The sequence below is a fragment of the Actinomycetospora sp. genome, assembly GCF_055612215.1.
On record NZ_JBVPVA010000421.1, the window covers coordinates 1 to 4,233 of the forward strand.

At 73.4% G+C, this 4,233-nt stretch carries 4 protein-coding genes; 1 reads left to right on the forward strand and 3 read right to left on the reverse strand.

From position 1 onward, the window contains the following. Both AC0CYZ_RS11915 and AC0CYZ_RS11920 read right to left on the reverse strand, forming a co-directional pair. Window positions 1-869: PP2C family protein-serine/threonine phosphatase (locus tag AC0CYZ_RS11915; RefSeq protein ID WP_472215534.1), on the reverse strand; the 869-nt coding region annotated here is incomplete at its 3' end. Window positions 870-966: 97 nt separating this feature from the next. Beyond that, on the reverse strand, window positions 967-1,560 hold the full coding sequence (locus AC0CYZ_RS11920) for a DinB family protein (RefSeq protein ID WP_472215536.1): 594 nt from the start codon (window positions 1,558-1,560) through the stop codon (window positions 967-969). 163 nt (window positions 1,561-1,723) lie between these two features. On the opposite strand from AC0CYZ_RS11920, the gene AC0CYZ_RS11925 reads away from it, so the two are divergent. After that, on the forward strand, window positions 1,724-2,602 hold the full coding sequence (locus tag AC0CYZ_RS11925; protein WP_472215538.1) for a hypothetical protein: 879 nt from the start codon (window positions 1,724-1,726) through the stop codon (window positions 2,600-2,602). A gap of 39 nt (window positions 2,603-2,641) precedes the next feature. On the opposite strand, the gene AC0CYZ_RS11930 is transcribed toward AC0CYZ_RS11925, so the two are convergent. Then, on the reverse strand, window positions 2,642-4,233 hold a 1,592-nt coding region (locus AC0CYZ_RS11930), incomplete at its 5' end, for an NAD(+) synthase (RefSeq protein WP_472215540.1).

Sequence of the window (4,233 nt, forward strand, 5' to 3'; positions counted from 1 at the left end):
GCGGTCACGAAGCTGCGCCCGGCGCCGAACCAGGACATCAGGACCTCGTTGACGGTGTCGAGCACGACGGCCGGGTCGGGCTCGGAGTGCGCCGCCGTGCGGACCGCGGACCGGGCCATCGCCGTCGTGCGCGCCGCCACGGGGCCCTTGCCGCAGACGTCGCCGATCACGACGCCGAACCCGTCGCGGAGGGGCACGACGTCGTAGAAGTCGCCGAGCACCTCCACGCCGGTGCCGCCGGGGGAGAAGCGCGTCGCGATCGTCATCCCGGGCACGGTCGGCGGGTGCATCGGCAGCAATGACTGCTGGAGGGTCTCGGCGAGCTCGGCGGAGTGGTCGGCGTAGGACTGCAGGTCGCGCGCGGCCAGGCGCAGGGCGATCGAGTCGTTGGCCGCGGCGGCGAGGGTGCGCAGCGAGTCGAGGTGTGCCGGTGTCCACTCCCGCACCCGCCCGTCCATCGCGCACAGGTTGCCGAGCACGTAGCCGTCCGGGTCCAGGATCGGCACGCCGATCCACGAGCGGGCGCCGAAGGCCTTGATCTGGACGAGGTCGCGCAGTCGGGGGTCGGTGGCGGTGTCGTTCACCACCACCTCCTCGCCGCCGTCCACCACGAACTGGCACGCGGCCTCGCGCGCAGGCACCTCGAACGTGCCCTCCGTGCCGATCATCGTCGCCGAGTCGGGGGCGCCCTTGAGGAAGGAGCGGACGTCGTCGACCACCGTCATGTAGGCCATCGGCACGTCGAGGATGGTCGCGGCGAGGGAGCAGAGACGGTCGAAGGCGGCCTCGGGGCCGGTCTCGAGCAGTCGGGTGGCGCGGACCGCTGCGGCGCGAGACTCGCTCTCCACGCCCACGCGTGCTTCGGTCACGGTCCCTCCCGTCTGGTCTCGCGCGACACTACCGGCCGGGTCGGGCGAAACAGAGTCGCGCACGACCGATTCCGGTCACGGTGGACGGGCTAGGGAACTAGGCCAACCCGGCAGCGCGGCGTGCCTCTCGCTCGAGGCGCGCCCGGTGGCCCTGGCGGCGGGCCGCGCCGTTGCCGCCCAGGTTCGGGTTGTCCGGGCGCAGGCCGACGGCTCCGTCGACGAGCTCGCGGCAGACGTCGGCGTGGCCCGCGTGCCGGTGGGTCTCGGTGGCCACGTGGACGAGCACCTGCCCCAACGTCACCTCGGCCCGATCGGCCGGCCAGTGCGGCACCCGGCCGGGGGCGTCGAGGTCGAGCTCGGCGATCGTGGCGTCCGAGTGCTCGGCGACGCGGGCGTAGAGCCCCAGCACGTGCTCGCGGGACTCCGTCTCGGTGGCCCACATGTCCGCGTCCGGCTCGGGGTGGCGTTCGAACCACCCGGCGGTCTCGTCGACGGGGCGCCCGAACACCTCCCCGAAGTAGTCCGATTCGATGATCGCGAGGTGCTTGACGAGCCCGAGCAGGTTGGTGCCGGTGGGGGTCAGGGGACGCCGGGCGTCGTACTCCCCGAGCCCCTCGAGCTTCCAGCGCAGCACCTCGCGCCCCTGGCGCAGGTACCGGTGCAGGACGTCCTTCTGATCAGGAGCGCTCACGCGGGAACCCTGTCACGTCCCGGTCCGGGAGGGGGCCCGACGACGGGCGCGCCCCACCCGACGGGTCCCCGCCGGTCCGGAGGTCGGGCCGATGAGGCACGGTGGAGGCCGTTGACCCGAGGGACCGGCACGCTGAGCGTGCCCGGAAGGAGCAGGACCCGCGATGAGCGAGGGACCCAAGAGCGCCGCGCACGCGGACGTCGAGGGCGAGGAGCACCCCGCCGACGGGCCGGCGTCCACCGGGACGACGGGGGCGGGTGACGGCACCGGCTCGACCGGGACGAACGGCCACGACGGCGCGAGCGAGCACGCGACGCCGGACGCCGAGGCGACCGACCACGACACCGCCGTCCACGACACTGCGACGCACGAGGCGACACCCCACGACGCCACCGCGGACGACGCGTCGGCCACGCCCGACCACTCCGACGCCGAGACGACGACCGTGCCCGCGGCTACCCTGCCCGGGAACGAGGAGCCCTCCGCCGCCACCGGCACCACCGGCACCTCCGCGGCCCCCGGCACCACCGCGGCCACCGACGCGACTGCGTCCACCGACGCGACTGCGTCCGCCGACGGCGACGAGGAGTGGGCCGACGCCGAGGACAAGGCCTACCGCAAGGAGCTCCGCAAGGGGTTCGCGTTCGGCACCGTCGGCGGCCTGCTCATCGGCGCGATCGTCGCGCTGCTGCTCGGGGCGCTCGTCTGGCCCGGCTACCTGCTCGGCCCGGGCAACCCGGAGGACACCGCGAACCAGGTGGTCTCCGCGCTGAGCGCGAAGGACGGCCCGACCCTCGACGGCCTCTCGTGCAAGGGCCCCGACGGGCGCTCGGTCACCCAGCTCTCCGGGCAGGTGCTGCAGTACATCACCAAGGTCGCCCCGGCCGGCCCGACCACGACGATCATCGACACCGAGGCCCGCACCCCGGTCGACGTCACGCTCAGCGTCCAGGGCCAGACCCAGACGCTGCCCTCCGAGCTCGTGCTCGGGGAGACCAAGGGCGACTGGTGCCTCAAGGGCCTCGCCCAGCGCCAGCAGTAGCCCGCCTCCGGTAGCCCCGCGAGGAGCGGCCGGCGGCGACTACGCCGGCCACTCCTCGGGGACGTCGCGGGCGATCTCGTCGAGCCAGATGCGTGCCGACGAGTCCGACGGGGCGCGCCAGTCGCCGCGCGGGGAGAGCGAGCCGCCCGCGGACACCTTCGGCCCGTTCGGGATCGCCGAGCGCTTGAACTGGGCGAACTGGAAGAAGCGCTGGACGAACACCTCGAGCCACTGCCGGATCTCCGGGAGCTGGTAGGCGACCCGGTCGTCCTCCGGGAAGTTCGGCGGCCACGGGCCCTGCCCGGCGTCGTGCCAGGCGTGCCACGCGAGGAAGGCGACCTTCGAGGGTCGCGATCCGTGGCGCAGCACCTGGTACAGCGTGAAGTCCTGCAGGTTGTACGGCCCGATCTTCTGCTCGCTCGACTGCACCGGGTCCTCCTCGGTGGCCGGGACGAGCTCCGGGGTGATCTCGGTGTCGAGCACCGACTGCAGGACCTCGCCGACCGCCTCGTCGAACTGCTCCGAGGAGATCACCCAGCGGATCAGGTGCTGGACGAGCGTCTTCGGCACCCCGCCGTTCACGTTGTAGTGCGACATCTGGTCGCCGACGCCGTAGGTCGACCAGCCCAGCGCGATCTCGGAGAGGTCGCCGGTGCCGAGCACGATGCCGCCGCGCTGGTTCGCCGCGCGGAAGAGGTGGTCGGTGCGCAGCCCGGCCTGCACGTTCTCGAAGGTGACGTCGTAGACCGGCTCGCCCTGGGAGAACGGGTGGTCGAGGTTCGCCAGCATGAGCCGTGCGCTCTCGGTGATGTCGATCTCGGTGAAGCTGGTCCCGAGCGCCTCGCACAACCGCTGGGCGTTGCCTTTGGTGTGCTCGCCGGTGGCGAAGCCGGGCAGGGTGAAGGCGAGGATGTCGCTGCGGGGGCGGCCGGCGCGGTCGAGGGCCCGGGCGGCGACGATGAGCGCGTGGGTGGAGTCCAGCCCGCCGGACACCCCGATGACGATCTTGGGCTGGTCCAGCGCCCGCATCCGCTGCTCGAGGCCGGAGACCTGGATCGAGTAGGCCTCGTAGCAGTCCTGCTCCAGCCGCGCCGGGTCCGCGGGCACGAACGGGAAGCGCTCCACCTCGCGACGCAGGCCCAGGTCGCCCGACGGCGGGTCGAGGGTGAACCCGACCGTCCGCCACCGGTCGAGTCGCTCGGCGTGGTGGCGGCGGTTGTCGTCGAACGTGCCCATCCGCAGCCGCTCGGCGCGGAGCAGGTCGAGGTCGACGTCGGCGACGCTGTGCTGCTCGCCCGCCGGGAAGCGCTCGGTCGTGGCCAGCAGCCGGCCGTTCTCGTGGATCGAGGTCTGGCCGTCCCAGGCCAGGTCGGTCGTCGACTCGCCCTCGCCGGCCGCGGCGTAGACGTAGGCCGCGGTGCAGCGCGCCGACGCCGAGCGGCACAGCAGCTGGCGGTCGTCCGCGCGCCCGACCGTGATCGGGCTGCCCGAGGGGTTCGCGAGCACCGTCGCCCCGGCCAGGGCCGCCTCCGCGCTGGGCGGGACGGGCACGAACATGTCCTCGCAGATCTCGACGTGCAGGACGAACCCCGGCACGTCCTCGGCGGCGAAGAGCAGGTCCGGGCCGAACG